Origin of the sequence: Billgrantia kenyensis, from assembly GCF_013697085.1 — a bacterium.
In the GTDB taxonomy this organism is placed as follows: Bacteria; Pseudomonadota; Gammaproteobacteria; order Pseudomonadales; family Halomonadaceae; genus Halomonas; species Halomonas kenyensis.
Genome location: NZ_JACEFT010000001.1, coordinates 491,721 through 513,540, shown reverse-complemented (window position 1 = coordinate 513,540; position 21,820 = coordinate 491,721). Strand labels below are relative to the sequence as shown.

The 21,820-nt window shown below is 65.9% G+C and carries 20 protein-coding genes; 13 read left to right on the top strand and 7 right to left on the bottom strand.

The annotated features are described in order from the left end of the window. Positions 1 to 33 precede the first annotated feature (33 nt). Positions 34 to 327, bottom strand: coding sequence for a co-chaperone GroES (locus tag H1D44_RS02285; RefSeq protein WP_104204123.1), 294 nt, complete (start codon positions 325 to 327; stop codon positions 34 to 36). Positions 328 to 551: 224 nt separating this feature from the next. Beyond that, positions 552 to 1,058 (bottom strand): FxsA family protein, encoded by a 507-nt coding sequence (locus tag H1D44_RS02280; RefSeq protein ID WP_181513213.1) that lies wholly within the window; start codon positions 1,056 to 1,058, stop codon positions 552 to 554. Positions 1,059 to 1,296: 238 nt separating this feature from the next. On the opposite strand from H1D44_RS02280, the gene H1D44_RS02275 reads away from it, so the two are divergent. After that, entirely contained in the window at positions 1,297 to 2,058 is a 762-nt protein-coding gene (locus tag H1D44_RS02275) for an SDR family oxidoreductase (protein WP_181513212.1), read from the top strand. 79 nt (positions 2,059 to 2,137) lie between these two features. Here H1D44_RS02275 and H1D44_RS02270 read toward each other — a convergent pair whose 3' ends face one another. The 3 genes from H1D44_RS02270 to phhA form a co-directional block, all read right to left on the bottom strand. Further along, positions 2,138 to 2,404: a ComEA family DNA-binding protein gene (locus H1D44_RS02270; protein ID WP_181513211.1), complete on the bottom strand. Its 267-nt coding sequence runs from the start codon at positions 2,402 to 2,404 to the stop codon at positions 2,138 to 2,140. 248 nt (positions 2,405 to 2,652) lie between these two features. After that, on the bottom strand, positions 2,653 to 2,997 hold the full coding sequence (locus H1D44_RS02265; protein ID WP_181513210.1) for a 4a-hydroxytetrahydrobiopterin dehydratase: 345 nt from the start codon (positions 2,995 to 2,997) through the stop codon (positions 2,653 to 2,655). 64 nt (positions 2,998 to 3,061) lie between these two features. Beyond that, the gene (gene phhA, locus H1D44_RS02260) at positions 3,062 to 3,889 is read right to left on the bottom strand and encodes a phenylalanine 4-monooxygenase (RefSeq protein WP_181513209.1); all 828 of its coding nucleotides are present in this window, start codon (positions 3,887 to 3,889) and stop codon (positions 3,062 to 3,064) included. Positions 3,890 to 4,196: 307 nt separating this feature from the next. On the opposite strand from phhA, the gene H1D44_RS02255 reads away from it, so the two are divergent. Next, positions 4,197 to 5,756: a sigma-54-dependent transcriptional regulator gene (locus H1D44_RS02255; RefSeq protein ID WP_181513208.1), complete on the top strand. Its 1,560-nt coding sequence runs from the start codon at positions 4,197 to 4,199 to the stop codon at positions 5,754 to 5,756. Here the strand turns inward: H1D44_RS02255 and H1D44_RS02250 are convergent. Further along, on the bottom strand, positions 5,745 to 7,742 hold the full coding sequence (locus H1D44_RS02250) for a RecQ family ATP-dependent DNA helicase (RefSeq protein ID WP_181513207.1): 1,998 nt from the start codon (positions 7,740 to 7,742) through the stop codon (positions 5,745 to 5,747). The two genes, H1D44_RS02255 and H1D44_RS02250, sit on opposite strands and share 12 nt — an antisense overlap. Positions 7,743 to 7,951: 209 nt before the next feature. Here H1D44_RS02250 and H1D44_RS02245 point away from each other — a divergent pair, with 209 nt between their 5' ends. The 7 genes from H1D44_RS02245 (at position 7,952) to H1D44_RS02215 (ending at position 16,624) form a co-directional block, all read left to right on the top strand. Next, entirely contained in the window at positions 7,952 to 9,427 is a 1,476-nt protein-coding gene (locus tag H1D44_RS02245) for a hypothetical protein (protein ID WP_238984353.1), read from the top strand. Then, positions 9,424 to 10,260: a hypothetical protein gene (locus H1D44_RS02240; RefSeq protein ID WP_181513206.1), complete on the top strand. Its 837-nt coding sequence runs from the start codon at positions 9,424 to 9,426 to the stop codon at positions 10,258 to 10,260. The genes H1D44_RS02245 and H1D44_RS02240 overlap by 4 nt, the downstream gene beginning before the upstream one ends. Beyond that, positions 10,257 to 15,173: a coiled-coil domain-containing protein gene (locus H1D44_RS02235; RefSeq protein WP_181513205.1), complete on the top strand. Its 4,917-nt coding sequence runs from the start codon at positions 10,257 to 10,259 to the stop codon at positions 15,171 to 15,173. Before H1D44_RS02240 ends, H1D44_RS02235 begins: the two co-directional genes overlap by 4 nt. A gap of 3 nt (positions 15,174 to 15,176) precedes the next feature. After that, positions 15,177 to 15,359, top strand: a complete 183-nt coding sequence (locus H1D44_RS02230) for a hypothetical protein (protein ID WP_181513204.1) — start codon at positions 15,177 to 15,179, stop codon at positions 15,357 to 15,359. A gap of 2 nt (positions 15,360 to 15,361) precedes the next feature. Next, positions 15,362 to 15,796, top strand: a complete 435-nt coding sequence (locus tag H1D44_RS02225) for an antitoxin Xre/MbcA/ParS toxin-binding domain-containing protein (protein ID WP_181513203.1) — start codon at positions 15,362 to 15,364, stop codon at positions 15,794 to 15,796. After that, positions 15,793 to 16,251 carry an RES family NAD+ phosphorylase gene (locus H1D44_RS02220; RefSeq protein WP_181513202.1) on the top strand — a complete coding sequence of 153 codons (459 nt, stop codon included), beginning with the start codon at positions 15,793 to 15,795 and terminating at the stop codon, positions 16,249 to 16,251. The genes H1D44_RS02225 and H1D44_RS02220 overlap by 4 nt, the downstream gene beginning before the upstream one ends. Before the next feature lie 67 nt (positions 16,252 to 16,318). After that, positions 16,319 to 16,624, top strand: coding sequence for an MTH1187 family thiamine-binding protein (locus tag H1D44_RS02215; RefSeq protein WP_181513201.1), 306 nt, complete (start codon positions 16,319 to 16,321; stop codon positions 16,622 to 16,624). A 33-nt stretch (positions 16,625 to 16,657) separates the two neighbouring features. Here H1D44_RS02215 and H1D44_RS02210 read toward each other — a convergent pair whose 3' ends face one another. Continuing rightward, positions 16,658 to 17,593 carry a LysR family transcriptional regulator ArgP gene (locus tag H1D44_RS02210; RefSeq protein WP_181513200.1) on the bottom strand — a complete coding sequence of 312 codons (936 nt, stop codon included), beginning with the start codon at positions 17,591 to 17,593 and terminating at the stop codon, positions 16,658 to 16,660. 95 nt (positions 17,594 to 17,688) lie between these two features. On the opposite strand from H1D44_RS02210, the gene H1D44_RS02205 reads away from it, so the two are divergent. The 4 genes from H1D44_RS02205 to H1D44_RS02190 all read left to right on the top strand — a co-directional run bounded on the left by H1D44_RS02205 (position 17,689) and on the right by H1D44_RS02190 (position 21,805). Continuing rightward, positions 17,689 to 18,297 carry a LysE/ArgO family amino acid transporter gene (locus H1D44_RS02205; RefSeq protein ID WP_181513199.1) on the top strand — a complete coding sequence of 203 codons (609 nt, stop codon included), beginning with the start codon at positions 17,689 to 17,691 and terminating at the stop codon, positions 18,295 to 18,297. Between the two features lie 276 nt (positions 18,298 to 18,573). Then, positions 18,574 to 19,674 carry a 4-hydroxyphenylpyruvate dioxygenase gene (hppD, locus tag H1D44_RS02200; protein WP_181513198.1) on the top strand — a complete coding sequence of 367 codons (1,101 nt, stop codon included), beginning with the start codon at positions 18,574 to 18,576 and terminating at the stop codon, positions 19,672 to 19,674. A gap of 164 nt (positions 19,675 to 19,838) precedes the next feature. Beyond that, positions 19,839 to 21,299, top strand: a complete 1,461-nt coding sequence (locus tag H1D44_RS02195; protein ID WP_181513197.1) for a sodium-dependent transporter — start codon at positions 19,839 to 19,841, stop codon at positions 21,297 to 21,299. A 71-nt stretch (positions 21,300 to 21,370) separates the two neighbouring features. Then, positions 21,371 to 21,805, top strand: coding sequence for a septal ring lytic transglycosylase RlpA family protein (locus H1D44_RS02190; protein WP_181513196.1), 435 nt, complete (start codon positions 21,371 to 21,373; stop codon positions 21,803 to 21,805). The last annotated feature ends 15 nt before the right edge of the window (positions 21,806 to 21,820 follow it).

Here is a 21,820-nt window from a genome sequence, read left to right as displayed (position 1 = left end):
ACGTCTTATGGGAACGGAGTAGCGCCTAGCGGCTCAGCCTTCGACCACGGCGAGGATGTCTGACTCGCTCATGATCAGGACTTCCTCGCCATCGATCTTCTGCTTCTCGACACCGAAGCCTTCCTTGAAGATCACGGTGTCGCCGACCTTGACGTCCAGGGGGCGAACATCACCGTTGTCGAGAATCCGGCCGTTACCGACGGCGAGCACTTCGCCACGAGTCGGCTTTTCCTGGGCGTTGCCCGGAAGCACGATGCCGCCAGCGGTTTTCTGCTCTTCTTCAACGCGACGGACGACGACGCGATCGTGCAAGGGACGGATGTTCATTGCTCACGTTCTCCTGATGGTCTGTTGTGCCATGCATGGCATGGCGGTTCATCATTCACTTCCAGAGAACCTGGAAGGGGAGGCGAGGACGCCTTCCTTGTCAAAGGCACCGAGCCCTGCTCGGCACCGTAGCCTGGTGCTGACCGAGAAATGGGGTCGTGCCAACCCCTTTCAAGGCCTTGCAGTAAAAAAATTTCACATCGAAGCGGCGGGGGAAGAAGGCCTCAACGGCGTGGCTCATCCCGACTGATGAAGTCCCCCTCCAGCGGTTGGCCGCTGTCATGCCGCTGCTGTTCATCTCCGGATGATTGGGTGCCGGTTTGATGCCAGTCGTCTGGTCGGCTTGCCTGATCATGCTGCTGGCGGTAGGCAGCTCCCAGCACGCGCAGGTTGAGCAGTGCCAATAGCCGGGCAAGCTGGCGTCGTGCGCCAGGCACGACGCACAGCAGGCCCAGCGCATCGGAAAGGAAGCCGGGGGCGAGCATCAGGGCGCCGCCGAAAATGAGGGCAGCGCCGGCAAGCAGTTCGCTGGAAGGAAGCTCTCCCTGGCTCATGCGCTGGCGGGCACGGGCAAGCGTGGCCACACCCTGCTGACGGATGAGGTAGAGGCCGGCGAAACCGGTGGCGAGTACCAGGCCCAGGGTGGGGACAAGACCGATACGGCTACCTACGGAGAACAGCACGACGAAATCGAGTAGGGTAAAGAAGGTAAAGAAGAGCAGTAACGGCATGTTGGCTCCGGGTATGGCGTTCAGCTCTTGATGAGGGCGGAATAACACGATTTCAAGCGTCGCCCTGGCTTGCCCCAACGGGAACACTTCTTCTATGCTGCAATGCACAATAGTGCGCTGAACAGCTCAAGTTCGTCCTCTCTGCTGCCGAATATGAGAGGAGTAGTGAGGGCGGGCCGAGAGCATGGTCTGGCCAGCATACGGCAGGCATCCATCTGACAGAAACAAGGGACAGCGAATGAAACTGGAAAAGAGCGTGATAGCCATTACCGGCGGGGCGCGTGGCCTTGGCTTGGCCATGGCTCGTCGCCTGGGTAGCCAGGGCGCAACACTGGCCCTGCTGGATATGGACACTGAAGCCCTGGACAAGGCCGTCTCCACGCTGCATGCAGAAGGCATCGAGGCGGGGGCATTTCAGGTCAATGTGGCTGACGAGGCATCGGTCAAGCGCGCCTTCGGCGATATTGCGGCACAGCTTGGCCCGGTTTCCGGGCTGGTCAACAATGCCGGCATCCTGCGTGATGCCCTGTTGGTCAAGGCCAGGGACGGCAAGGTCGAGAAGACCATGTCGCTTGAGCAGTGGCAGTCGGTGATCGACGTCAACCTGACCGGCGTGTTTCTCTGCGGGCGTGAAGCGGCCAGCCAGATGATCGAGGCTGGGCACGACGGTGTGATCGTGAACATTTCCAGCATCTCCCGTGCCGGCAACATGGGCCAGAGCAACTATGCGGCGGCCAAGGCGGCCACGGTGGCGTTGACCACGACCTGGGCCAAGGAACTGGCTCGCTACGGGATTCGTGTGGGCGCGGTGGCACCCGGCTTCATCGAGACCGACATGACCGCCTCGATGCGCGAGGACATGCTCGAGAAGCTCACCGCCGGCGTACCGCTAAGGCGCCTGGGCGATCCGGATCACATCGCTCAGAGCGTCGCCTTCATCTTGGAGAACGACTACTTCACCGGACGTGTCATCGAGTGCGACGGTGGCCTGCGTCTGTAATACGGCATTCTCCCCTGCCCAGAACGACAGCGAGGCCGGCATGATGCCGGCCTCGCCTTTCCCGGCAAGCTACCCTTGCCTAGAAATCCACCTGGTCGCGGAACGCCTCGACAGTCGCCGGGCCGATTCCGCTTACCCGGGTCAGATCCTCGGCGTTTTCGAAGTTCCCGTTGGCTTCACGCTCCTCGATGATTGCCTGGGCACGGCTCGGGCCGACGCCCGGCAGTTCGGCCAACAGTTCCGCGTCGGCAGTGTTGACGTTGATGGGAGCAACTTCCTGAGCCAGGGCCACGGAGGACAGGCCAAGAAGCAGGGCGAGCAGAATGCCTTGGATAATCCCTTTCATCTACTGATCCTTCTTTTTGGTTGATGAAGCGACAACGTAACGATGTCGGCTTCCAACCTAATCGAGAGCGAAGCGTTAGGGAGTGGGCATTTCACCCTTTGCTACGTAAGACGCTTCCGATAAATCGTTGCGACGATCGCCCAGTGGCGAGTCAGCGATTTCCTATCGGCGCCTCCAAACGGACTTCGCCCGCTGCAACCATGCTGCAGCGGGCGAACTCTTGCTACGGCTGAGTCAGGCGGTCGGGCTCAGCCCTCTTCGGCAACCTTGTCGGTACGTGCAGCGAGAATGAAGTCGTTCTTGTGCAGTCCCTTCATCTCATGCGACCACCAGGTCACGGTGACCTTGCCCCATTCCGTGAGCAGGGCGGGGTGGTGGCCCACTTCCTCGGCGATCTCGCCGACCCGATTGGTGAAGGCCAGCGCCTGCTTGAAGTTGCGGAACTTGAAGACGCGCTCGAGCTGCTTGACGCCGTCGCGCTCCATCACGCTCCATTCGGGAATATCGCGCTTGTAGGTCTCCAGTTCGTCGTCGGTGACATGGGGGGCATCCCAGCTGCACGCTTCGCACTGCTGTTCGGAAAGTTGGCTCATGGTCACTCCTCGTCAGGCGTTATTGATGTTGGTCGGGGTGTCGGTCGTTGCTTAAGGCTTGCGCCTAGGCGGTCTTCTTGGGGGCCGGCTCGAAGCGCGGTTCATGCAGGCCCAGCTCCATGGCCTTGTGCACCATGCCCATGATGTCCTGCTGCGAGAGTTCGTGCAGGGTAGAGAGATCGTCCAGCACGTAGTAGAGCGGCTGCAGGATATCGATACGGTAGGGTGTGCGCAGGGCCTCGATGGGGTCGAACGGCAGGTGTTCGGGAACGTCCGACAGCGCGTGCAGGGTCTCCTTGGGGGAGGAGATGATCCCGCCGCCGTAGATGCGTCGCCCTGCCGGGGTGTCCACCAACCCGAACTCCACCGTCATCCAGTAGAGGCGTGCGAGGTAGACACGCTCCTTGGGCTCGGCGGCGAGGCCCAGCCGACCATAGGTAGCGGTGAACTCGGCAAAGGCGGGATTGGTCAGCATCGGACAGTGGCCGAAGATCTCGTGGAAGATGTCCGGCTCCTTGAGATAGTCGAGCTCCTCCGGTGTGCGAATGAAGGTGGCCACCGGAAAACGGCGGTTGGCGAGCAGCTCGAAGAAGGTGTTGAACGGTATCAGCGCCGGCACCTGGGCGGTTTGCCAGCCGGTGCTGGCCTGCAGCACGCGATCGATATCGGCGAGCTGGGGTACTCGATCCTCGGGCAGCGCCAAGCGTTCGAGCCCATCCAGGTACTCCTGGCAGACACGACCCTCGAGCATGCCCAGCTGGCGCTGCATCAGGGTGTGCCAAGTGGCGTTGTCCTGCTCCGGCCAGTCGATCCGGCCGTTCTCGTCGGGCAGGCGTGCACGGTATCCGGTCTTGCTGGCGACATCGCTCAGATGCGGGTTGGATGACGTCATGGGGCACTCCGGTCAGCGGTATCTTGTGTTTGTCTTGCGAACCTTGTGTTCCCGAGTCTAGAACGCCTCATACGTTCGCTTCGCGAGGTTCAAACGTCGTTTTTGCGGCGTAACGCGAAGCAGTGTGTAAAGAAAACTTTCCGTCTCATCATGCGAAGGTGACCTGGACCTGCAGTTTCCGTTTCATCAAGGTTTGTACTGCCTGGGGTGTCACGTTATTTTTACAGCCAGTCACGGCGGCTTGACGATGATTTTTGTCGCTTTCCTGACTTGGCTCTCGTAACCACCCTTGCACAGGCGCCGCTCCATGAGGTTGAGGTTTCACTGCCAGAATCGCATCGGCATCCTGCGGGACATCGTCTCGCACTTCGTTGATTACGGCCTCAATGTGGCCCGCGGCGAGGTCGGCGGAGAACACGGCAACGCCATCTACCTGCACGTCCCCAACCTGCTCAATGCGCAGCTGGCTACGCTGAAGCCGGAGCTCGAAGCGGTGTCCGGCGTATTCGGCGTGCGCCGGGTTGGTTTGATGCCCAGCGAACGGCGCCACCTCGAGCTCGACGCCTTGCTCTCGTCGCTCTCCGACCCGGTGATGTCGATCGACATGGAGGGGCATATCGTCGCGGCCAACCGGGCGGCGGGACAGCTGCTCGGGGTACGTATCGACGAGGTACCGGGGCTGTCGCTCAATCGCTACCTGCCCGACCTGGATCTGCCGGCACTGGTTCGGCGCAACAATGCACGGGTCAACGGGCTGCGGATCAAGCTGCGTGATGCGACCTTCCTGGCAGACATCGCGCCCTTGCATCGCGAGCACCACGATGACGTCGCCTCCCTGGCGGGGGCCGTGATCACCCTGCACAGCGCCGACCGCATCGGTGAGCGCATCTATCAGGTCCAGCGTCAGGAACTGCGTGGGTTCGATGCGCTGTTCCAGGCCAGCCCAAGGCTGGCTGCGTTGATCCGCGAGGCGCGCCGCATGGCGCCGTTGGACGCGCCGCTGCTGATCCACGGCGAGACCGGCACCGGCAAGGAGCTGCTGGCGAGGGCCTGCCACTTGGCCAGCGCCCGTGGGCAGTCGCCGTTCATGGCGCTCAACTGCGCCGGGTTGCCGGAATCGATGGCCGAGACGGAGCTGTTCGGCTATGCCCCGGGCGCCTTCGAGGGGGCGCGCCCCGAGGGCAAGCTCGGCCTGCTGGAAATGACCGCGGGCGGTACCATCTTCCTCGACGAGGTGGGCGAGATGAGCCCGCGCCTGCAGGTCAAACTGCTGCGCTTCCTGCAGGACGGGGGCTTTCGCCGGGTGGGCAGCGACGAGGAGACCTACCTCGATGTACGGGTGATCTGCGCGACCCAGCAGGACTTGCCGAAGCTGTGCACCGAAGGACACTTCCGCCACGACCTTTATCATCGGCTCAACGTGCTATCGCTGGCGGTGCCGCCGCTGCGCGACTGCCGCGATGGTATCGAGGCCATGGCGCTGCACTTCATCGACCGCGCCGCTCGTCAGATCGGCTGTCGTATGCCGGGGCTCTCCCCGGCGGCGCTGGCCAGGCTATCGGCCTACCACTGGCCGGGCAACGTGCGTCAGTTGGAGAACGTGCTGTTCCAGGCAGTATCGCTGTGCGAGGGCGATACCATCGAGCCCGCCCACCTGCGCCTGCCCGACGTGGGCGAAGCGCCTGGGCTCTCGGGCATCGACCTCGACGGCTCGCTCGCCGACATCATGGGCGACGTGGAGCGGCGCGTGCTGTCGACGCTTTATCCGCAGCACCCCTCCAGCCGCCAACTGGCCAAGCGCCTCGGCGTGTCGCATACCACCATTGCCAACAAGCTGCGCCAGTACGGCATCGGCTCAGCGGATTGAAGCCTCGCAAGCGGATGTAACCAGCCGCGAACGCTCGGCACGCTCGCGCACCTCGCCATAGGGGTAGCGCTCGAGGGCGCCGAAGCCTGACAGGCGCCGCGCCTTGAGGCGGGTCAGCAGGGGGCTGGTGAGTCCGCACAGGAAGCGCGCAACAAGGTCGGGCGTGACGGGATGGGGCTCCGTGCTGGCGGCGAGCTGCTGCACCAGTTCGCCGGCGAGCCGCTCGATGGCGTTGTCCTCGAGAGGATCCAGCGGCTCCGGGGCAGGGAGGTGGGCGACCTCGCCGTGACAGGCCGAGCAATGGCCGCAGCGCTCCGGCGCCCGGGTGTCGCCGAACCACTCGGCCAGGCGGCGGCTCAGGCACGCTTCGCTCTCGAACAGCGCCAGCATGGCGTGCAGGCGCTCGACCTCGGTCCGCTCCTTGTCGTGGAAATAGGCGTGCAGTTCTTCGCTCAGAGCCGCGGCGTCGATGTCGCTGCGCAGCACCTCATAGACCTCGGTCATCTGCTTGCTCTCGAGCACCATCCAGCCCTGGGCGACGAAATAGTCCAGCGCGGTGAGCACGCGGGCGCGCTCGACGTTGAGGCCGCGCTCCTCGCCTAGCCGTTCGAGGGCCGCGAAGTCGAGGTTGAACCAGGTGCGGGCACGCTGCGAGGCGTCGACAATCGCCTGAACGAAGGCGCTGCGTTCGCCCTGGAAGCGCGATACCAGGACCTCGGGTGCGTCGTGCAGGCGGAAGCGGTACTCGGCGAAGTAGCTGTAGCGCGGCGCGATGTAGCCGCGCAGTTCGAGCTGCACCAGCAGGGTCTTGAGCGGCAGCGGGCGAATGTTGCTGTGCTGGGAGAGCGAGTTGAGCACCAGCTCCCATTGGCGTGCGCTGCCGGCCGCCTCGATCAGCTCGTCGATCACCTTGCGGATGCCGTGAAGCTCCGGGGTGTCGCCGTAGACGAAGTTCTCCAGCACGTTGACGTGATCGCGCCCGGCCAGCATCAGGCAGTCGGAGGGCTGGCCATCGCGGCCGGCGCGGCCGATCTCTTGGCTGTAGTTCTCCACCGACTTGGGCAGGTCGAAGTGCACCACGTTGCGGATGTCGGCCTTGTCGATGCCCATGCCGAAGGCGATGGTGGCGACGATGCAGGGCGTATGACCTTCCATGAAGTCGCGTTGGATGTGCTCGCGGGTCTCGGCGTCGAGCCCGGCGTGGTAGGCGGTGGCAACGAAACCCGCCTTGCTGAGGTAGGCGGCCAGACGCTCGGCGGTCTGCTGCAGGGTGACGTAGACGATGGTGGGCTGGGTCGGCTCGCCGCCGAGCCGGGGCCTGAGCCACTCGACCAGGCGGCGCGGGCGCGTCTCGGCCGGCACCGGCGCCACTTCCAGGTTGAGGTTGGGGCGGTAGAAGCCGGTGGCGGTGACGTCGGCCTCGGCGATGCCGAAGCGCTCGCGCATGTCGGCGATCACTCGCGGCGTGGCCGTGGCGGTCAGCAGCAGTACCTGGGGAATGCCGAACTCATGGCGGTAGTGGGGCAGCTTAAGGTAATCGGGGCGGAAGTTGTGACCCCACTCCGAAATGCAGTGAGCCTCGTCGACCACCAATAGCGAGATCGGCACGCGGCGGATGAAAGCGCGAAAGCGCTCGTTCTTGAGTCGTTCCACCGAGACCATGAGGATGCGGATCTCGCCGCGCTTGACGCCTTCCATCACCGCCGCCGTTTCCTCGCGGCTCTGGCCCGAGTCGATGCTGGCGGCGGCGATGCCGTGGCGGGCCAGGAACGATAGCTGATCCTGCATCAGCGCCAGCAGCGGCGAGATGACCAGGGTCAGGTGAGGCAGGTGCAGGGCCGGAAGCTGATAGCACAGCGACTTGCCGGAGCCGGTGGGAAAGATCGCCGCCGCCGAACGGCCGCTGGTTATCGCCTCGATGACCGGGCGCTGTCCGGGGCGGAATTCGTCATAGCCGAAGACCTGCTGTAACGTCTGATCGATCACTTGGGCACTCCCTGCGCTGCTGTGGACTCCGAGGCGAGAAGGTGACGATCTCGCCAGACAGCGAGCATTCTCGCATATCGGCAAACCGGCCGTTTCCACGTGGCCGTGTGCAAAATCCCAAGCGTGTGAAAATGGAGCCATCCGCGCCATGACCCGAGATGCCGAGCTTGGCATAATGCTCCTTTTTCTTCGCCCGCAGGGAAGACCCCATGACCGCCTGGAGCAAGCTGCTGATCGCCACGACGCGGCTGATCGACCTGCACGACAGCGCCCACGAACCCGGCTCGCCCTTCGTTCAGGTGAGCCAGGAGCAGCGTCGCGGGCTGCGCGACGGCTACTGGCTCGACCTCGGCTGCCTGCTGCTCGACTATCTGCTCGACGAGGACTTTGCCACCAACAGCGCCTTCGTTTCGCAGAGCCGCTGCCTCAATCACCTGCGCGAGAGCTACCCCGGGCTGCCTCACGATGACCTGAGCTTCGTCATCAACCTGCTCTCTACCCCCAGCGAGATTCACTTCCGTCAGACATCGCCATCGCCGACGACGGGCGACGAGGCAACGGCAGAGGAGCGCAGCCGGCGCAGCACCAAGCGCACCGCACTGATCGAGAAGCAGGGCCAGACCGGCCAGGTGCGCCTCACCCCTAGCGGCCGTCAGGCGGTGACCCTGGCCAGCCAGGTCGAGGACCTGCTCTACTCCGAATACGACGCTGCCAAGGTGCTGGCGGCGCTGGCGCGGGGCGATTTCTCCCGCATTCCCGACATCACCAACCAGATCCTGCTGGCGATCCGCGCCCTGACCCAGGAGCTGCGGCGGGTGCGCGAGAATCCTACCCGCGAAGGCAAGCTCTCCGCGCTGCTCGACAACGAGCGCCACTACCACAATGCCCTGACCAACATTCAGCAGACGCTGCTCGACGCCCGTGCCCAGCTCGCCACGCCGCGGCTGATGGAGCGCTTCGAGAGCTGGCGCGAGGCGCAGTCCGACGACTGGGACCTGCGCGTGCTTTCCAGCGCCATCGGCCGCGTGCTCACCGCCATCGAGAACCTCTCGCGGCGGCTCTCCGAGCTACTGGCCGATATCGCCGAGGGGCGCATCCAGGCCATGGGTGTGATCGACTTCCAGAACATGGCGCGCCAGCTGCTCGAGGCGCCCCCCGCAGGCGCGCTGCGCGACGCCGTGGTGGCGCGCATGATGCCGCTGCACGTGCAGGCCACCTTCCCGCGCCTGGCGCCGCTGGTGCCGCTGCTCGAGAGTCGCCGCGCCGACGTCAGCCCGGTGGCGCTGGTGTTCGATGAGGCGCGTGACGCAGCGCCCGAGGACCCGCTGCTGGCACGCTTCCTCGAAGCGCGGGGGCCGGCGCTGCGCCAGCGCCTCAGACGCGCGCCGCTGTCGCTGCCCGAGGCGCTGGCCGAGGGCTGGCACCGCTTCGAAGAGGGCGACTGCCTGGCCCAACTGCTCAACACCTTCGTCGATACCGAACTGCTGGCCCCGGGGCTGACGGTGGGGATCGACGCGACGCCGTTCGAGCTCGAACTCGACGACGGCCGCCGCATCGAGGGAGCCGTGACTCCCTCTCTCGGTTTCTTCTCTCTACAGGCGCCCGAGTCCGCGCCACATTCCTTACAGGCACCCGAAGCCGCGCCTAACGACATATCGCGCATCGATCAGGACGAGCCAGTATGAACATGACCGAGATGGGCGAAGTGGTCGCCTACCTGCTGCGCTACCGCAGTGCCGAACGCACCCCGGGCGGCGGGCGCAAGCGTCGCGCCGCCCGTGAAGGGCAGCTCTCCGAGCGCGACGTCTGCGCACTAATCGACGACGCCAGCGAGGCCGAGCGCGAGGCGCTGCGGGACTTCCTCGCCGGCCAGGGCCTGCGGCTCAAGGCTTTCGAATCCGGCGACTACCCCGGCATCGCACCCGGCTCGCGCTACTACGCGCTGCTGCCCGACCCGGAGCTGGAGCAGCCTCCGCTCTACACCCGCGAGCCGGTGTTTGAGGCGCTCAAGCTACGCCAGGAGAGCCGCGCCGAGCTGGCCCAGTGGTACCTGCAGCTGTGGCTGCTGATGCACACGCTGCTCTACACCCGCTACAACCGTGCGCTCTCCGACGTCAGCCGTTACCAGGAGGCCACCTTTGCCGGAGCCGAGCTGGTCGAGCTGATGCGCGACCAGTTGGAGACGCTGCGCAGCCTGGGCGAAGAGGCCCCCGAGGCCAGCCGTATTCTGCTCGAGGAGCGCGGTGAGGACATCAGCCGCCGAGTGCGCGCCTTCATCGACCTGCAGGTGCGCGCCGGGCTGCTCGAAAGCCTGCGTGATGCCGAAGCGAGTGCCGGCATCGAAGAGAGCGTCGGCGAGGTATGGCAGCAGACCCTGCTCGGGGCGCTGGAGAGCGAGCAGATCGGCATTCATCAGCTCGGCCATCTACAGGCGCTGGCTCAGGGCCGCGCCCAGGGCCGCTATCGAGACGAAGAACACGAAGCCGTCATCGACGAGCACGAGGAGACCCAGGCATGAGCGTGATCAACCGCATCGAGGTCGCCAACCTGCTCAACAAGCACGGCGACGTGGCCTCGCCCTGGGACGCCAAGATGCGTCACCTGCTGCTCGACCTGCGCGGCCAGTCGAGCGCCATCAGCATGGAGAACGGCTTCGGCAAGACCACGCTCTCCGAGGCGCTGATCGGCCTGCTGTCGCGGGACCGCACGCTGCTCTCGCGCACCCGGCGCAAGTGCTCGCCCTCGGCGGTGGGCGGCACGGCACGCAGCTGGAGCCACCTGCGGGTGGAGTTCCGTTCGCGCAGCGGGCTCGAGCGCCAGGACGACATGCTGGCCGCCGTCGGCGAAGAGGTGGCCGGCGAGACCTTCGTGTTCGGCTTCTATGGCTACAGCGACGGCAGCGGGCTCTCCTTCTACCACTATGCCGGGCGCCTCGAAGACGTGCCGGTGCACCACCAGACTCTCGACGGCAAGCTGGCGCTCTACGCCAACCGCGACGTCAAGGCGGCCTTGGCCGAGCGCAGCGTGCGCCTGACCCACAACCGCGAGGAGTGGCTGGAGGCGGTGGGCGCCCACGTATCCCGTCGCGAGCTGGCCCAGCTCGCCGCCTTCCAGAAGGAGGGCGGCGCCGACAAGAGCCAGATCTTCAACGCCATCAAGCCCCGCGCCGGCGAGAAGGCCGACCAGGCGTTCTTCTTCGAGGTGCTGGCCCCCGAGATCCTCTCCGGCGCCACCCGCGGCGAGACCGACGAGAGCGAAGAGCTGATCGAGGAGGTGATCCTCAACTCCGGCACCAACATCACCGAGCTGCGCCACCGCCTGGAAGAGGCCGAGAGCGACCAGCGCCGCGCCAGCGACAAGGTGGTGCGCCTGGCCGAGCTGCGCGAGCAGGGCGAGTCACTGCGCGACGCCCGTGCCCGCCTGATGGAGCTCGACCAGGGCCTGGCGGCCAGCGAAGCCTTGCTGGGCGGCCAGGCGCTGCTGGGCCTGCCCGGCCTGCCGCGTGCCAGCTCGGAAGATGATGCCGAAGAGCGCGGGGCCGCTCCGCTGGAGGGCTTCGCCTGGATCGCCGGCGATACCTCGCGGCCGCGTGTCTCCACCTCGCTGCTGGCGACGCTTTCCGGCCTTTCCGAGCGGGCCGTACGCCAGGCGCTTTCCGAGCGCGGCGCCCGGGTCGACGTGCACCGGCGGCTGATTCATCTGCCCCAGGCCGAGTGGCCGCTCAACCGCGACGTCGGCCACGTCAGCTTCAAGGCCGCCCGCGAGTGGCTGGCTGAAAGTCACTCCCTGGCCGACGACACGGCCCGCGACCGCGCCCTGAGCGCACTGGACGAGGGCGCCGACGCCTTCGAGGCCGCCGACGGCAACCGCTTCCGCGAGGAAGTGATCGGCGACGGAGTCTATCTCGAGGAGCTGACCCGTGAGCTGACCGAACTCGACGAGCGTCGCGACGACCTGGAGCACGAGCGCGAGCGGCTGGAGTCCCAGCAGCGCGACTTCGTCGACAACCAGAGCTTCTATACCCAGGCGCTGGCCGAGGGGCTGTTCAGCGAGGCCGAGCTGGAAACCCCCGAAGCCAGCGCCGAAGCGGCCAAGGCCGAGGCCGCCGACGCTCGCCACGCCCTCAACGCACACCTGGGCCGTGTCGGCGAACTCAAGCAGGTCGCCGCCTGGCACGACGCCTACCGCCGCGAGTGCCCCGATCTGGCACCGGCCGAGCGGCTCGAAGAGAAACAGGAGCGCGAGGCCGAGCTGGCGGAGTCCCTCGACGAGCTGACCCGGCGCCGCGACGAGGCGCTCGGCGCCTTCGAGACCGCCCGCGGCGAGCGTGAGCGGCTCAACGGCGAGCGTGAACGTCTGACCGGCGAGCAGGGCCTGCTGGCCCGCGGCCAGGCGCCCTGGCGCGCCTTCATCGAGGGCTGGCCGGGCGAAGCGGTGAGCGGCTTCTGGTCGCGGCGCAAGACGGCGCTGGCCGAGCTGGAGTCGAACTGCCGCGAGGCCGAGCAGCGCCGCCAGGAGGCAGAGCGCACCCTGGCCCGGCTGGCACCGCTGGCCGAGGCCGCCCGCCGTTACGGCGAGCTGCACGGCGACGACGAGCCGGTGCACCTGCGCACACGCCTGCGCGAACGCGAGCGTGAGCTGGGCGACGAGCATAAGCGGCTGCTCGATGAAGAGAACCACCTGCGCACACTGCACCGGGCACGTCTCGACTTCGCCGAGCGCAGCGAGTTGGCCCCGGAGAAGTGGCTGGCCGACGCCCGGCGCCGCTACCCGAGGCTGCTGCGTGAAGCGGAGACGCTGGAAGCCGACATCGCCGCCCGCGAGCGCTACCTGGAGAGCCTCTCCGGCGATCCGCTGGAGCGGCGCGTGGTGGAGGCCGAGGCCCACCGTCAACTGGACGAAGCCGGCATCGCCTGGCAGCCGCTGCATGCAGTGCTCAACGTCGAGACCCATACCCCCGAGCAGCGCCGTGAGTGGCTGGTACAGGCCGCCGGGGTGCTGTTCGCCCCGGTAGTGGCCGGGCGTGAAGCGGCCGAGGCTGCCGCCGCCGAGCTGATCGAGGCGGGCCTGGCGGTGCCGGTGTTCGAGGCCGAGGCGTTGGCCGGCCTGCTGGCCCGTGGCGAGCCGCCGCTGGGCGCGGTGGCCGGCGTTGAGACCCTGGCGGTGAAGGCCGCACTGGACCCGAGCTACCTGGAAGCGCTGCGCGAGGCCACCGAGAAGCGGCTGGCCGCCGACCGCGAGCGGCAAAAGGCGCTGGCCGTGGAGTGCGAGCGGCTCGACCCCCATGGCGAGACCTTTGCCCTGGCGCTGCGTGCCCGCGAGGCCGACGAGGCCCAGGTCGAGATGGCCCTGGAGGCCCTGGCCGAGCGGCAGGCGGCCTTGGCCGAGCGCGAGGCGGAGCTGGCCCCGCGTCTGACCGATGTCGCGCTCGCCTGCATCGACGACTACCAGCGCTACCTGCAGGAGGGCGGCGAGTTCGCCCAGCAGGAGGCCGCCGAGGCACGGCTCGAAGCCGAGACGGCGCTGGCCGAACTCGCACCGCGGCGCGAAGCGGCGGCCCGCGAGCTGGAGGCCCACGGCCAGACCTGGCTCGCCGCCGAACAGTTCAGCGACGCTGGCGGCGTTGAACGGCTGCAGGCGCTGGAGGCGCGCCTCGCCGAACTCGAGCGCCATCTGAGCGAGGCGAGCGAGCGCTTGGCCGCCGCCGAGGAGCAGCGCGAGACGCTCAAGCGTCAGGTCGAAGAAACCGAAGCTCAGCTGCGCAGTATCTTCAGCGACGGTGAGCGCGACCGCCTGCGTGCCCTGGCTCGCTTCGAAGCCGAGGGCGGCGTCGACTTCATGGCCACTGCCGGCGAGGTGCAGGAGGAGCTGGAGGCCGCTCAGGCCCGGGCGACCCGCCGTGCCGACTTCGACTTCACCCGCATTCGCGCTTACCTGGAGGTGCGCGACGCCGCCGGTGGCAGCCAGAAACTCGAGCGCGAGATCGCCCGGGTGCGGCGCGAGCTGGGCGAGCTGCGCGAGACGCGCAAGGCCCGTGGGGAAGAGCGCGACGCCCTGGAAGCACGCCTGGCCGAGCAGCGCCGGGCGCTGGCCTGCATCGATCAGCTGGCGGTGGAGTGGCTGCGGGTGCTGCGCGACCTGCCCGAGGGCTGGCCGCGGCGCCTGGCGGCGCTGGTCGATCTCGCCGAGGCCAGCTGCTGGCCCGGAGAGGCGGACGAACACGCGGCGCGCAATGCCGCCCTCGAGGCCTGGCACGACATGGTCGCAAGCGAAAGGCAGGGCGAACTCGACCTCGAAGCGCTGGAAGCCTGTCAGCAGACCCTGGTCGATGCCCTGGGCGAACTCAACCTGGGCGAGCAGGCGCGTAACCGCGAGCGTCAGGCGCGCCAGGTCGAGGGCGGTGAGCGCAAGCTGGCCGAGGCTCTGGCCGAGGCGGCCCACAGCCGCATGTTCAGCGACACCGAGCGCGCGCGTCTGGCCGGGCTGAGTCATTCCAGCTCGAGCCAGGCCAGCACCGAGGCGCTGGACGACCTCTCGCGTCTGCATGAACAGTTGGCCGGTCAGCTCGACGACCACAAGATACGGGTCGAGCGGCTGCACGCCTCTCGCGAGCAGATCGAAGGCACCCTGGTGGAGCGCCTCAGCTCGATCATCTCTGACGCCGCCGGCAACCTCGACATCCTCAAGCGCGTGGCCAAGAGCAGCGGCGAGGGCGGTGCCTTCTTCGAGGTCAAGGCCTCGCTGATCGGCCCCGACCAGCTGCGCGATCTGATCGCCACGCTGCTTGCCGACATCGACGAGCACCAGGCCGCCATGCGCCGCCGCGCCGAGCGCGACGGTGGCATGGTCGACGGCGAGGCGCGCCGCCGCGACGACGACCTGCTGCGCCAGATTCGCCGACGCATCTACCGCGGGCTGTTCCACGACGTGGCGATCCGCCTCAAGCACGACGCCATTCGCCCCCATGGGCGGCTGTTCTCGCTCAACGAGGAGATGTCGGAGGGCCAGCGCGAGGCGGTATCGCTGATGTGGCTGGTCAAGCTCTCCGAGTTCGCCATCGAGCGCGAGCTGCGCGAGCTGCCGGGGCACCACCGCCGCCGCACCCGCACCAGCCGCGAGAGCGTGATCCTGCTCGACGGCCTGTTCTCCAAGCTCTCGCACCGTCGCCTGATCCAGGACTCGCTGGAGTCGCTGCGCAACACCCGCGGGCGCTTCCAGATGATCGGCCTGATCCACAACCCCAACTACGAGAACGACCCCGACATCTTCCCCACCTATCTGGTGGGCAGCGTGATCGGCGGCGCCCAGGGGCAGGGCGGTCACGTGATGGTGCGCGACGGTCGCATCGCCGCGCCGGAATCTCTCGGCCGCAGCGTCGGTGAGGCGAGCCTGTTTGGTATCCACGTCAGCGAGCCGGTGACCCAGGAGTAAGCGATGCGCGATGCCAGTCTGATGCTGAGCGAGGCGGCCAGGGAAGTCCTGGCCTGGCTAGAGAAGAGTGGCAGCGAGTCTATGAACGCAAGCGGCCAAAACGAAGGGGGAAGCGTCGGCCGGCAGTTCGCCTGCATAGGCATTTTGCCGTATACTCAGGGCATATTGCCGCATCGGGAGGGCTGATCATGCAGGCGCTGACAAAAGAACGCGAACACGAGCGCGACATTGAAGAGGAGGTCCTGGAGCTCCTTGGAGGGCACGAAGGTGACACTCCAGACGCGCTGATCCGGTCTGGCATCCCTCTGTCGGTTCTGGACAAGCTTGCCCAACATGGCATCGATGCCGGCCGGCTGGGCATCATCAACCCTCGTACACTGCGTCACCGCCGGCAGAAGTCTGAACCATTGAACAGCGATGAAGGCGATCGACTCTATCGCGTGAGCCGCATCGTCGTGCTGGCTGAGGATGTATTCGGTAGCCAGGAAAAAGCGGCCACCTGGCTGAACAAGCCGCGCAGAGCCCTTGGCGGGCGAAATGCTTTCGAGGCCATCAAGACGACCCCTGGCTACCTGGCAGTAGAGGAGCTACTGGAGCAGCTGCGCCATGGGTACGTCGCATGACCAAGGAGAGTCTCTGGCGGATCTCGCAGTTTCAGGATCTCTCGGGCATTGGCGGTACCAAGGTGGCTGGGCGTTGGCACAACAAGGGCAGGCCCATCGTCTACCTTGGCGATTGCCCGGCCATCTGCCTGTTGGAAATCCTGGTGCATATGGAAGGGGAGCCAGACGAACTTCCCGAGGCATTCACCCTGCTACGAGTGGAGCTTCCTTCCGGGGTCGTGAGTCGCGCGCCCACGGTCGACCTGGATGCGACATGGCGTGATGACCGGACTATCACACGGCGCCTTGGGGACGATTGGCTTGAAGCGGGAGAGTCGCTTCTGCTACGAGTGCCCTCCGCCATCGTTCCCCACAACATGAACTTTCTCCTCAACCCTCTTCATCCAGATGCAAGCAAGGCAGCATTGACCAGTGAGTCATTCCCGGCTGACCGGCGGCTTTATCCTCAGGTTTGACGGAGATTAGCGTGCTCTGCGTTACCATGGGGTGTCGTTTTGTCTGATGCTGAAGGGGCTAACCATCATGCACGTCATCATCGATCTCTGCGTCGTCCCGCTGGGGATGGGCGTGTCGGTCTCACCGCAGATCGCCGCCTGTCAGCGGGTGATCGAGGCTTCAGGCCTCGATCACCATATGCACGCCTATGGCACCAATATCGAGGGGCCGTGGGATGAGGTGATGGCGGTGGTCAAGCGCTGCCACGAGGTGGTGCACGAGATGGGCGCGCCACGGATCACCACTACCATCAAGCTGGGCACCCGCACTGACCGCGAGCAGTCCATGGCCGACAAGGTGACGAGTGTCGAGACCAAGCTGCGTAACGGTTGAACGCTTCGTTCCTCGCCGTGCCTACGGTGGTGCTTATACCTTGGAGAGCGGAGTAAGCCAGGCATCGCCCAGGCGTAGCAGGTGGTCGGTGAGGGCGTCGAGCACCTTGCCGCCCTGACGCCAGTGGTGCCAGTAGAGCGGCACGTCGATGACATGGCCCGGCGAGAGATCGACCAGCCGGCCTTCGGCCAGATGCGGTCCCGCGTCGATCTCTTGCAGGCGGCCTTCGCTCAGTTCGCGCTGGGCCTGGCGCTCCGGCACCATGCCGTAGCCGAGCCCGGCCAGGGCCAGGCCGACGAAGCCCTCCGAGGAAGGGCAGAGGTGGTGGGGAAAGGGCGGTTCGACACCGTGCATGGCCAGGTAGCGATGCTGCAGGCGGTCGTCGGGGCCGAATACGATGGCTGGCGCCCGGCGCAGCGCCTCCGGGGTTACGCCATCGGCGAAATGACGTGTCACGAAGGCGGGGCTAGCCAGGGCGCGATAGCGCATGCTGCCCAGCGGATAACTGCGCGCGCCTTGAACCGGCGTGGGCGAGTCGCAGATACAGCCGGCCACGTCACCGTCGCGCATGCGCTTGAGCGCCACCTCCTGATCCTCCACCACCAGGTCGAACAGCACGGGATGGCGCTCGCAGAAGCGCCCGATGGCCTCCGGCCACCAGGTGGCCAGGCTGTCGGCGTTGATCGCCAGGCGCAAGCGTTGCTCGCCGCTGCCGAGCGCCGGCACCTCGCCGAGCAGATCGCCTTCCAGCAACCGTACCTGCTGGGCATGGTTGAGCAGCTTCCGCCCCAGCGGGGTGGGAGCGAGGCGCGGACTGCGCACCAGCACTGGCTGACCCAGGCGCGCCTCGAGCAGCTTGATACGCTGCGACACCGCCGATTGCGTGAGCCCCAGGTATCGCGCGCCGCGTTCGAAACCGCCCTGATCGATCACCGCCACCAGCGCCTCGAGCAGTTTGTAGTCGAGCATCAGTAATGCTTATCCCTCAGTTGTTTTATTGATTTCTCTTATCTTGGTGGGGAGCTTAGCCTTGGCGGCATCGACTTGCCAGGGAGAAAAATACGATGTGGTTGTCATGGCTCAACGGACTGTTGATCTGCGCCGGGCTGATCGTCGCCATCGGTGCCCAGAATGCCTTCGTGCTGCAGCAGAGCCTGCGTCGGCAGCATGCCTGGCTGGTGGCCGGGGTTTGCGCGCTGTGCGACTGGCTGCTGGTCGGTGTCGGCGTGTTGGGCTTGGGCATATTGATCGCCCAGCAGGAGATGCTGATGGAAGTGGCCCGCTGGGCCGGAGCCGCCTTTCTGGCCTGGCAGGCAGCGCTGGCGTTTCGTCGGGCCTTCATCGGTCAGGCGCTGGTAGCCGACGGCGGTGGCATCAAATCGTGGCAGGCCGCTTTGGCGGCAACCCTGGCCGTGACCCTGCTCAATCCCCAGGTCTATCTCGAAACGGTGGTGCTGCTCGGCGCCATCGGTGCGGTGCAACCCAGCCCGCTGGGGTTCTTCCTCGGTGCGGCCATGGCCTCGTTCGGCTGGTTCTTTGGCCTGGCTGCTGCCGCGGGCTGGTTGGCGCCACGACTGGCCAGCCCGCGTGTGTGGCGGGCCATCGATTTGGTGATCGGCCTCATCCTGGCGTGGGTGGCGTGGAGGATTGCCAGCGGCGCCATGCTCTCTTGAGCGAACGACTCCTGCGTAAAGATAAGTTTACGCTCTGTCATGATTTTGCACCGCCCCGAAGTGGGAAAGAACGTGTCATGGCGATGTGTAAAGAAACCCTGACGAAATCGGGTGAGGTCTGGCTCCGAGGAGGCTGGGAAAGCCGCAGGGGCGGCATTTCGCCGGGGGAGGGGGCGCACTAGGCTGGGGTCACCCCATCGGCGGCAAGCAGGCCACCGAAACGACCTGACGCAGTGAATGCGCTTGCATAACAACGTCCATCCCCTGGAGGAAACCATGAACGCACCCGCCAAGACCGTCACCCCGATCAGCCAGGACAACCCCATCGGAACCAACGGCTTCGAGTTCGTCGAGTACAGTGCACCTACGGCCGAAGGTATCGAGGAGCTGCGTGCGTTGTTCAATCGCATGGGCTTTACCGAGACGCGCAAGCACCGCTCCAAGCAGGTGTTCCTGTTTCAGCAGCAGAACGTCAACTTCGTGCTCAATGCCGAGCCTGATAGCCACGCCGCCGAGTTCGCCAAGGTGCACGGTCCCTGTGCCTGTGCCATGGCGTGGAAGGTGGCCGACGCCAGGCAGGCCTTCGAGTACGCCCTGGCCCACGGCGCCGAAGCGGTGGAGAACCCGATCGGCCCCGGTGAGGTGGGCATTCCCGCGGTGCGCGGCATCGGTGGCTCGCTGCTCTACTTCGTCGACAACAAGGTCGACAGCGAAGGGCGTACCATCTACGACATCGACTTCGAGCCGATTCCCGGTCGTTCGCCCAACGACAACAGCGTGGGCCTCAATGTGCTCGACCACCTGACCCACAACGTCGACCGCGGCCAGATGGACAAGTGGGCCGATTTCTACACCGAGATCGCCAACTTCCGCGAGAACCGCTACTTCGACATCAAGGGCAAGAAGACCGGTCTGCACTCCCGTGCCATGACCGCACCCTGCGGCAAGATGCACATCCCGATCAACGAGTCGGCCGACGATACCTCGCAGATCGCCGAGTTCCTGCGCGAGTACAACGGTGAGGGCATCCAGCACCTGGCCATGGCCACCGACGATATCTACGCCACAGTGCGCGGGCTGCGCGCCAACGGTGTGACCTTCCTCACCACCCCGGACACCTATTATGAGAAGGTCGACTCTCGCGTGCCCAACCACGAAGAGAACGTCGAGGACCTGCGCGAGCTGAGCCTGCTGATCGACGGCGGCCCGGACGAAGGCGTGCTGCTGCAGATCTTCACCGAGACCGTGATCGGCCCGATCTTCTTCGAGATCATCCAGCGCAAGGGCAACGACGGTTTCGGTGAGGGCAACTTCAAGGCCCTGTTCGAATCCATCGAGGAGGATCAGATCCGCCGCGGCGTCCTCAAGGACGACTGAGTCTGAAGCGGCTCCCACTCCTCAGGTGGGGGCCGTTTTATTGCCTGTTTTTCAGGCAGCTTTCATGCAGTTTTCTAGTTCTACAATAAATAACGTTGCTAACCTGACATTGCGGCGGGCATATTGCTGCGTCCGCACTACAACAACACTCCCCTGGTGACACGATGACGACTCCGCAACAACCTCGCGCCCAGTGGCTAGGCCGCTGGGGCTTCGTGCTGGCGGCGACCGGCTCTGCCGTCGGCCTGGGCAATATCTGGAAATTTCCCTACATCACCGGCGAGCACGGCGGTGGTGCCTTCGTGCTGGTCTACCTGGCCTGTATCCTGGCCGTCGGCGTGCCGGTGATGATGACCGAGATCGCCTTCGGGCGTCGCGGCAGGGGCAGTCCCATCGATGCGGTACGCCGCGTGGTCACCGAGTCGGGACGCTCGCCACTCTGGTCGCTGCTGGGCTGGATGGCAATGCTCGCCGGGTTCATGATTCTCTCTTTCTACGTGGTGGTGGCCGGCTGGTCATTTTCCTACCTGTGGAAGATGGTCACCGGCCAGCTCGCCGGCAGCAATGTCGACGACATGGTAGCGATCTTTGCGGCCAACAACGCGAATCCGTTCAACCTGGGCTTCTGGAGCACTCTGGTGACGCTCCTGACCATGCTGATCGTGGGCAAGGGGGTGCAAGCGGGCATCGAGCGCAGCGTCAGCTGGATGATGCCGGGCATGGTCATCATGCTGCTGATCCTGATCGGTTACGGCATGTTCTCCGGCGGCTTCGGCGAGGCGTGGCGTTTCCTGTTCTCCTTCAATGCCGGCAGTCTGACCAGCGACGGGATGCTGGCTGCCCTGGGCCACGCCTTCTTCACCCTGTCGCTGGCTTCGGGTGCCATCCTCACCTATGGCAGCTATCTGCCATCGAGAACCTCCATCGCCCGGACCACCTTCAGCGTGGCGGTGGCCGACACCCTAGTGGCGCTGATGGCGGGGCTGGCGATCTTCCCCATCATCTTCGCCAACGGCCTGAATCCCGGCGAGGGCCCCGGCCTGCTGTTCATGAGCCTGCCGCTGGCCTTCCAGGCCATGCCACTGGGCACGCTGTTCGGCATCCTGTTCTTCGTCATGCTCTCCATGGCGGCGCTGACCTCGTCGATCTCCATGGTCGAGGCCACCGTTTCCTGGCTGGTGGACAACAAGGGGATCAGCCGCCGCACCGCGGCTTGGGGCACCGGGATCGTGCTGTGGCTGATCAGCACCCTGGCCATGCTGTCGTTCAATCTGGGGGCGGACTGGACCCTGGCGGGGCGTCATTTCTTCGACTGGCTCGACTACCTCACCTCGCGCTGGATGATGCCGCTAGGCGGGCTGGGCATGGCGTTGTTGGCCGGCTTCGTGCTCAAGAGCGAGAGCTTTCGCGAGGAGCTGGGCCTGGCGCCGCACTGGCATGCGCTGTGGCTGTTCATGGTGCGCTATGTCAGCCCGCTGGGGATCCTTGTGATCTTCGTCGATGCCTTGGGAATTGCGCGGGTCGAGTTCGGCATGCACTGGCCCTGGCTGCTTCTGCTGCTGGCCCTTGTCACCCTCGCCGGTGAGATCCTGAGTCCCAGGTTGAGGCGAACCCTGGCAGGCTGAAGGCTTGCTTGCCGCGGGGCTTGGGGCTAATGTCGGGCCGGTTCGCTGGGAACGTCTTCGAGGTGAGAGAGATGAGCGTACGTTCCGTCGTCGTTGCCGGCTCGGCCGATTCCGGCCTCGTCCGAGTCGTGCTGGTGTTGTTTCTGTCAGTGCTGATCGCCGGCTGTGCCGGCCGCGGTGGCGGGCAGGGCGAGCGCGTCCCGGCACCCTCTGGCTGGAACGGTGAGCAGGGCCTGGCATCGTTCTATGCCGACCGCTACCACGGCCGACAGACCGCCAGCGGTGAACGCCACGACCGCAATGCACTGACGGCGGCCCACCGCAGCCTGCCGTTCGGCACCACCGTGAGAGTGACCCGCCTGGACAACGGCAGTGAGACGGTCGTGCGTATCAATGATCGCGGCCCTTTCGTCAGGGGGCGTGTGATCGATCTCTCGCGGCGGGCGGCCGAGGAACTCGACATGATCGGTCCAGGCGTGGTGGAAGTCCGCCTGTCGCCCGAGTAGGGTGTCTCGCTGCGT

Excerpts from the sequence above, each read along its gene's own strand:
- phhA (WP_181513209.1), bottom strand. The coding sequence starts at position 3,889 with ATGACGTCATCCAACCCGCATCTGAGCGATGTCGCCAGCAAGACCGGA.
- H1D44_RS02225 (WP_181513203.1), top strand. The coding sequence starts at position 15,362 with ATGCAGGCGCTGACAAAAGAACGCGAACACGAGCGCGACATTGAAGAG.
- H1D44_RS02275 (WP_181513212.1), top strand. The coding sequence starts at position 1,297 with ATGAAACTGGAAAAGAGCGTGATAGCCATTACCGGCGGGGCGCGTGGC.
- H1D44_RS02205 (WP_181513199.1), top strand. The coding sequence starts at position 17,689 with ATGTGGTTGTCATGGCTCAACGGACTGTTGATCTGCGCCGGGCTGATC.
- hppD (WP_181513198.1), top strand. The coding sequence starts at position 18,574 with ATGAACGCACCCGCCAAGACCGTCACCCCGATCAGCCAGGACAACCCC.
- H1D44_RS02245 (WP_238984353.1), top strand. The coding sequence starts at position 7,952 with ATGACCGCCTGGAGCAAGCTGCTGATCGCCACGACGCGGCTGATCGAC.
- H1D44_RS02235 (WP_181513205.1), top strand. The coding sequence starts at position 10,257 with ATGAGCGTGATCAACCGCATCGAGGTCGCCAACCTGCTCAACAAGCAC.
- H1D44_RS02280 (WP_181513213.1), bottom strand. The coding sequence starts at position 1,058 with ATGCCGTTACTGCTCTTCTTTACCTTCTTTACCCTACTCGATTTCGTC.
- H1D44_RS02230 (WP_181513204.1), top strand. The coding sequence starts at position 15,177 with ATGCGCGATGCCAGTCTGATGCTGAGCGAGGCGGCCAGGGAAGTCCTG.
- H1D44_RS02265 (WP_181513210.1), bottom strand. The coding sequence starts at position 2,997 with ATGAGCCAACTTTCCGAACAGCAGTGCGAAGCGTGCAGCTGGGATGCC.
- H1D44_RS02210 (WP_181513200.1), bottom strand. The coding sequence starts at position 17,593 with ATGCTCGACTACAAACTGCTCGAGGCGCTGGTGGCGGTGATCGATCAG.
- H1D44_RS02285 (WP_104204123.1), bottom strand. The coding sequence starts at position 327 with ATGAACATCCGTCCCTTGCACGATCGCGTCGTCGTCCGTCGCGTTGAA.
- H1D44_RS02190 (WP_181513196.1), top strand. The coding sequence starts at position 21,371 with ATGAGCGTACGTTCCGTCGTCGTTGCCGGCTCGGCCGATTCCGGCCTC.
- H1D44_RS02195 (WP_181513197.1), top strand. The coding sequence starts at position 19,839 with ATGACGACTCCGCAACAACCTCGCGCCCAGTGGCTAGGCCGCTGGGGC.
- H1D44_RS02240 (WP_181513206.1), top strand. The coding sequence starts at position 9,424 with ATGAACATGACCGAGATGGGCGAAGTGGTCGCCTACCTGCTGCGCTAC.
- H1D44_RS02270 (WP_181513211.1), bottom strand. The coding sequence starts at position 2,404 with ATGAAAGGGATTATCCAAGGCATTCTGCTCGCCCTGCTTCTTGGCCTG.
- H1D44_RS02215 (WP_181513201.1), top strand. The coding sequence starts at position 16,319 with ATGCACGTCATCATCGATCTCTGCGTCGTCCCGCTGGGGATGGGCGTG.
- H1D44_RS02220 (WP_181513202.1), top strand. The coding sequence starts at position 15,793 with ATGACCAAGGAGAGTCTCTGGCGGATCTCGCAGTTTCAGGATCTCTCG.
- H1D44_RS02255 (WP_181513208.1), top strand. The coding sequence starts at position 4,197 with ATGAGGTTGAGGTTTCACTGCCAGAATCGCATCGGCATCCTGCGGGAC.